The organism is Chloroflexota bacterium (assembly GCA_020850535.1).
In the GTDB taxonomy this organism is placed as follows: domain Bacteria; phylum Chloroflexota; class UBA6077; order UBA6077; family JACCZL01; genus JADZEM01.
On record JADZEM010000150.1, the window covers coordinates 1 to 5,501 of the forward strand.

The following is a 5,501-nucleotide window of genomic DNA, read 5'->3' on the forward strand; positions in this document are numbered from 1 at the left end:
AGCAGCTCGAAGCGCCGCTTGATTGCCTCCAATGGCTCCATCGCCCGATAGTCTAGCTCGCGCCGCCCCTGCCGCCCGTCACACTGCCATCACAATGCGACACTTATTTCTCGGCGATTCCTAAGGGGAGAGCGGTCAGGTGGAAAACGCTCTCTACGGCCGTGGTATCCTCGCCGCCGGGCGGTGAGGATGCACCGATGGGGATGCACCAGCAGGCAATGGAGCCGGCACGTGTGGCTGCGTACGAGCATGGCCGGACGGATAGCCAGGGGCGGGCCGACGGCCAGGGGCGGGCGTTGACGCCGTGCGACTGATCGCCGATGCGACCCAGGCCCGCGTCTATCTGCGGCAGGATCGGCCGCTCTGGGCCTGGCCGTTGTGCACGCTCGGGCCGCGCGAGTGGCCGTACGTGCGGCTCTGGGTGCAGGGCTGCGAGCCACCGCTCCGAGACCGGCCGGCCGACGAGCGGCCCGGCTCGCCGCTGGGCGGCGGGGCGGCCGGGCTCTGGACGCTCGATCATCCGGCCTGGGGCGGCGGCCTGCAGGCGTTCGGCGAGACGGCGGCGCTCGAACGGATGCTGCAATCGGCGGTGCTGCCGGGGCGGGCATTTGTGCGGACGCTGCCGACAGCAGTCGAGCTGGTGACCGCGCGTTTCGCGTTCGAGTGGCTCGACGCCATCGTGCGGATGCAGGTCACTCCGGACACCCTGTGCGTGCCGCCGGAAGCCGATCTCGTCGAGTCGCTGACCCTGGACGACGCCGGCGCGCTGGTGGCGCTCTACGCGCACTGGCCCGAGAGTCGGTTTCTGCCGAGCCGTCTGCGTCAGGGCTACCAGTATGTCGGTGTGCGGGACGGCAGCCGGCTGGTGGCCGTGGCCGAGCACACGCTGGCGGCTCCGGACGACGGGCTGGCGGTCGTGCAGGGAGTCCTGGTCGAGCCAGCATGGCGCGGTCGAGGGCTGGCCGGCGCGGTGACGGCCGCCCTGACGGCCCGGTTGTTTGCCCAGGGCTTCGCGGTGGTGGTGCTGGACGTGCGCGAGAGCAACGTCGCGGCGCAGGCGGCGTACCGGAGGATCGGCTACCGCGAGCACGTGACCTTGCTGGCCGGCCCGGCGACGGCGCGGTGAGCGAGGGTCGTGGATCGAGGGGCGAGGGGCGAGGGGCGAGGGGCGAGGGGCGAGGATCGTGGATCGAGGGGCGAGGGGCGAGGGGCGAGGGGCGAGGGGCGAGGGGCGAGGGCCGGGGGTTGAGGGATGTGGGCCGCTCCGTATAATCCGGCAGGGGGCAACGTGCTCTGGGTGCGCTGCTCCCAGTGCAGAAGCATTCGACGTTCCAGGGAACTGTGGGGGCGTGTCGGCCGCGCTCCCAGGGGCATGCCCCTGCACGTTGTCTGGAACAGCACCAGCCTACCGGGGAGCCGCGACGTGGACAACCGGGCCGCCGCCTGGGTCGAGGACTGGCAGACAGGCCGCCGCATCAGCACGCGCGGTCGCAAGAAGATCGTGCTGGCGGCCGGCATGCTCAGCCGCAGCGGCGAGGCGCTCGATCGCTTCGGCGGCTTCCTGCGCTACCTCGTCACGAACCACGGCTACGACCAGGGCGACTTCCTGGAGGCCAGCTACCAGACGCGCCAGGACGCCGAGGGCTGGCGGCCGGTCCGCTACGAGATCGAGCACTGCGAGGCCAGCCTGGCCGAGACGACGGCCCACATCGGCCGCACACTGCGCTGGTATCGCTCGGCCCTGCCGGACGACACGGTCTACCACCTGGTCGGGTACAGCCTGGGCGGCGTGGCCCTCTTCGAGGCGGCCGGCGCACTGCTGTTCGGGGAGCCGGACCGCTGGCAGGGACGGATCGGCTCGCTCTCGACGCTGGCGGCGCCGCTGTTCGGGGCCGATCTCGGGTTGGAGGGCGACCTGCTCGGGGCGTTGGGGCTTGGGGCGTTGCTGCCGAGCGGGTCCAGCGTCCAGGAGCTGGTGGCGCGCGGCAGCGATCCACTGCACCGCGCCTCGGTGGAGCGGCTGGCCGAGCGGCTGCGCTCGCGTGGGGTCAGCTTGCTGACGCTGGCGGACCAGAACGATGTCGTGGTCACCGCCGCCGACGCGGTCATCGCGCCGCCCCACGAGCGCGACTGGCACGTGCTGGACAACGCCAACGTGGTGATGCTCGGCGGGGGCGGTCTGGGGGTGCCGCTCGGGCACGGGCCGCTGCTGAACAACACGCTGGCCTGGGTCCGCATCGCGAAGCTGATCGGACGGCAGGAGCCGCGCTGACGGAGGATCGGCTCGGCCAGACCGCCGAGGAGGGTGTCACCCAGAAAGGCGACGGTGACAGGCATGAGGAGTCAGGCTGACCCGGCGGCCGTCTTCTTCCGCGACGTCTTCCGCTGCGGCTGGTTCCGCCAGCAACTGGTCCGCGCCTTCATGCACTCGGCCTGCTCAGGCTCCGACTCGGGTGGCGTGTTCTGCAGGCAGATGATCTGGTACAGCAGTCGCCCACCCTGGCCATCGGACTCCTGCCCAATCGCCCAGCGCTCGCGGTAGAAGGGACACCATCCTTTGGAACGGTGCCAGTTGGGGTTGTCGGGGATAATGGGACCGTACCTCGGGTGGGGTGTGACGCTTCGCCAAGTGTACCACAGCCCTCCCGGCAGGCCCCTCGGCGCCGTGTAGCAAATGCGACCAACAGCACGGCGCTCCCCATTGATCGGCGTGCTGTAGGTCGCAGTTGCTACGTGCAAGCGAGGTGCCAATTCCGTGCAAACCGTGAGCCCTCCGTATCCTTGAGCGGCTCACGATTCGGCGATTGCCGCCGCGAACAGCAACGGGCAGGATGACATCATCGACCTGGGCGGCGGCACGTTCACGCTGGCAGCCGCGAACAATGCCGACAGTGGGAGCAACGGTCTGCCGTCCGTGGCGGCCGATGGCGGCCACGCTCTCACGATCAGAAACGGGACCATCGAGCGGCATACCAGCGCCCCAGCCTTTCGACGTCAGCCCGGGCCGGCCGCGCAGCGCTGGCAGTCTCGGCTGTCGCACCAGTGCTTGTACAGGTGGATCAGCCCCTGCTGCCGGCATGCGCCCCGTGCCAGCTTCGGCCCGGCCGCTCCGCCGACCTGGACGGCCATCTCACGTACCACCCGGTTCGGCGGCCCGGACGGGTACTGCCGATACAGTCCGAGCGCCCGCTCCGCGAGCGGCTGGTCTCCGCGCGCCTGCCCGAGCGCGTAGGCGAACGGCAGCACGACGTTGACCACGACCTCGCCGGCCCGCCCTGCACCGACGAGCCACGGCTGCGGCTCCTTGAGCGGCCGCCCGAAATCGTGATGGGTGGCCCAGAAGGCGTCGTCGGGGACGCGCGCCACCCAGCGCGCCGCCAGCGGCCCGGTCCGCCCGGACCGCTGGGCGGTGTCCAGATCCCCGAGGACGTGGCCGAGCGGATCGCCGTCGGTCCACGCTGCTGCCAGCACGCTCATGCCGGCCGCGCGGCGGACGGGCACGTTCTCCGGCCGCACGCGCCATGACCGCCACACCCCGTTCCCCAGCGGGGCCGGCAGGGCGCTCGCGTGCTGGCTCCAGGCAGCCTCCAGCTCGCTGGCCCAGGCCGCGTCCGCCGCGATGCCGCGCTGGCTGGGGAGCAGCCCCGCCATCCCGAGCATCGTCGCCTGGAGGCTGACGAGCCGCGCCGCTCCGCGCCCGCTCGCCGCTGACTGCAGGGTTGCGAGCGGCAGCACCGCGCCAAGCTGCTCGAAGCCGACCGTGTTCGCCGTGTACCCCATGGCCCGCAGTGCGCCACGGTAGAGCACCTCCTCGGCCGGCAGCGCCGCGAGGTCACCCTCGAAGCCGGCGGCATGCTCGAGAAAGCGCGCCACGCCAGCCCGATCGAGCAGCCGGACGAGATCGTCCTCGGAGCGCACGCACGGCAGCTCCGGCGGGCGGGGACGCGGGGCGGTGTCCAGGCCCGCCCGTCGCTCCAATTCGGAGAGCGGCGCGGCCAGCCGGGTCACCAGCTCGAGGGTTGGGATCGCCGCGCCGTCCTGCCGCCGAACGACGGGCGTCTCGTCGCGCCAGAGGGCGACCTGGCAGATGGCCGAGTTGTACGCCTCGTCGCGGCTGTGCCCGTGGCGCTGCCAGTCCGATGCCCGAACGTGCAGCTCGATGTCGCCGCGGAGCAGCAGCCCGTCGTCACGGGCCAGCAGCGCGCCCTGAAAGTCTGGCCGCCGCTCCTGGCCCCAGGGCCGCCCGCGAAAGACGACCTGATACTGATGGCCGTCGTCGGCGGGCAGTGGGCCGACGACGGCTTGCTGCTCCCAGATCCAGGAGACGAGCCGCTCGACAACCTTCTCGCGGGCCGAGATCGCAGCCATGCTGGCCTTCAGGTTTCAGCAGTCAGATGTCGGCGAGCAGCTCTCAGGAGACTCCCGCTGACGGCTGACCGCTGACACCCGATCGCTCCCTACGCCAGACCCATGACCTGCAGGCCTTCCCGGGCCGCCTTCATCATCAGGCCGCCGTCGCCGGCCGCCACGTTGAACTGGAAGCCCTGCTCCCAGCGCCGGACCGCGTCCTCCGGGCTGGCGCAGGCGATGCCGGGGATCTTGCCGGTGTTCTTGCACGCCTGGACGATCTTCTCCAGGGCGCGGCAGTGCTCGTCGCTCTCGGCGGCCTTGCGCGGATCGACGCCCATCGAGAGGGCCATGTCGCCAGGACCGGTCCAGCAGCCGTCCACGCCGGGCGTGGCCATGATCGCCTCGACGTTCTCGACCGCCAGCCGGCTCTCGATCTGGACCGCCACGAAGATCTGGTCGTTCACGAGGTCGGGGTAGGTCGGCCCCCAGATGCTGGCGCGGCCCCAGCCCCACGAGCGGCTGCCGGTGGGAGGCAGACGGCAGGCGTCGGCGGCGGCCTTCGCGTCCTCGGGCGTGTGGACCATCGGCACGATGATGCCCATGCAGCCCTCGTCGAGCAGCCGGCCGATCATGGTGTAGTCGTTCTTGGACACCCGGGCCATCGGTGTGGCGGTGCCGCCGTGCATGGCGACGAGCGCGGCGATGGCCGAGTCCTCGCCCCACGAGCCGTGCTGCCGGTCCAGCAGGATGAAGTCGATGCCGCAGTTCGCCAGAGCCTCGGCGGCCACCATCGAGCCCAGGCCGATGGCGTAGCCGTACGCTGGCTTGCCTTCGAGCATCTTCTGCTTGGCGGTGTTGATCCTCACGGAGAGATCCTCCTACAAGTGCCGAGACGCTCGCGCGGAGCGTGCCCGGCTGGCCGGCCGGCATCCGTCACACGGGCCGGCAGCCGGCATGGTAGGCCACCGATGTGCCCACTGACCAGCAGTGGCAGGGGCGAGTCAGGGCGATCGTATGTTGATGTCGTCGTGCCGCCGCGTCGGGGCTTGAAAGCCCCGCCTACCATCCTGCAGTCGCTGCGCGACGCGCCAGTCGCACCAGTGCCGGCCGTTCCCGGCGGCCGTCGCGCAGCGACGGCGTGACTGTAGGCG

Annotated in this window: 4 protein-coding genes; 2 read left to right on the top strand and 2 right to left on the bottom strand. The window is 71.3% G+C overall.

The genetic code is table 11. The annotated features are described in order from the left end of the window. The first annotated feature begins 304 nt into the window (after positions 1 to 304). Positions 305 to 1,126 carry a GNAT family N-acetyltransferase gene (locus IT306_22235; GenBank protein ID MCC7371151.1) on the top strand — a complete coding sequence of 274 codons (822 nt, stop codon included), beginning with the start codon at positions 305 to 307 and terminating at the stop codon, positions 1,124 to 1,126. Between the two features lie 246 nt (positions 1,127 to 1,372). After that, entirely contained in the window at positions 1,373 to 2,272 is a 900-nt protein-coding gene (locus IT306_22240; GenBank protein MCC7371152.1) for a hypothetical protein, read from the top strand. A gap of 722 nt (positions 2,273 to 2,994) precedes the next feature. Here the strand turns inward: IT306_22240 and IT306_22245 are convergent. Both IT306_22245 and IT306_22250 read right to left on the bottom strand, forming a co-directional pair. After that, positions 2,995 to 4,368: a DUF2851 family protein gene (locus tag IT306_22245; GenBank protein ID MCC7371153.1), complete on the bottom strand. Its 1,374-nt coding sequence runs from the start codon at positions 4,366 to 4,368 to the stop codon at positions 2,995 to 2,997. Between the two features lie 89 nt (positions 4,369 to 4,457). Continuing rightward, positions 4,458 to 5,216: a hypothetical protein gene (locus IT306_22250; protein ID MCC7371154.1), complete on the bottom strand. Its 759-nt coding sequence runs from the start codon at positions 5,214 to 5,216 to the stop codon at positions 4,458 to 4,460. Positions 5,217 to 5,501 lie beyond the last annotated feature (285 nt).